The organism is Campylobacter sp. 107 (genome assembly GCF_002383835.1).
Classification (GTDB): Bacteria; Campylobacterota; Campylobacteria; order Campylobacterales; family Campylobacteraceae; genus Campylobacter_D; species Campylobacter_D jejuni.
On the sequence record NZ_NXBA01000017.1, the window covers coordinates 1 to 500 of the forward strand.

Annotated in this window: 1 pseudogene; it reads left to right on the forward strand. The window is 29.8% G+C overall.

The features are described from left to right. Positions 1-500 (forward strand): annotated as a pseudogene (locus tag BGS40_RS01550) (highly acidic protein); the annotation flags it as partial.

Consider the following 500-nt stretch of genomic DNA (forward strand, 5'->3'; position numbering starts at 1 on the left):
CTCAAGATGATAATTCAAACAAAACTTTAGAAACTCAAAATTTAGAACATGACAATTTAGAACAAGAAACAATTAAAGAACAGACTCAAGAAGACACTCAAACTGATTTAGATTTAACTTTAGAAGATGGTGAAAGCGAAAAAGAAGACTTAAGCCAAGAACATACAGCTTTGGATGCTGAGCCTAGTTTAGATGAGCTAGATGATAAAAATGATGAAGATTTAGAAATCAAAGAAGATGATAAAAATGAAGAAATAGAAAAGCAAGAATTATTAGACGATTCTAAAACAAATACATTAGAAATGCAAGAAGAGCTTAGCGAATCTCAAGATGATAATTCAAACAAAACTTTAGAAACTCAAAATTTAGAACATGACAATTTAGAACAAGAAACAATTAAAGAACAGACTCAAGAAGACACTCAAACTGATTTAGATTTAACTTTAGAAGATGGTGAAAGCGAAAAAGAAGACTTAAGCCAAGAACATACAGCTTTGGAT